Genomic DNA, 273 nt, shown 5'->3' with positions numbered 1-273 from the left:
CGGAAAACGGCCGAAGGAAACGAGTTCCCGAATGGTGAGGCGGACATTCATATAATTAGACTGTTTCAAAATCGAGACCCTTTTAGCAAAATCATTCGATTTCATTTTCTTGGCATCGGACTTGTCAATCAGCACTTCCCCGGTATCGGCATCAAGCAGCCGGCTGACCATGGAGAGCAATGTCGACTTTCCCGCCCCATTCGGTCCGATAAAGGAGGTGATTTTTCGCGGCTGAATCGTAACCGAAACATCCTCAACAACTGCCTTTTTTCC

The 273-nt window shown here is 48.0% G+C and carries 1 protein-coding gene; it reads right to left on the bottom strand.

What is annotated here, in order from left to right:
• On the bottom strand, positions 1 to 273 hold a 273-nt coding region (locus tag RYX56_RS22350; RefSeq protein WP_317124121.1), incomplete at both ends, for an ATP-binding cassette domain-containing protein.

Source organism: Alkalihalophilus lindianensis (assembly GCF_032843265.1).
In the GTDB taxonomy this organism is placed as follows: Bacteria; Bacillota; Bacilli; order Bacillales; family Bacillaceae_D; genus Alkalihalophilus; species Alkalihalophilus lindianensis.
Note: the sequence above shows the minus strand (reverse complement) of the source record. Positions and strands in the feature narration are given on the sequence as shown.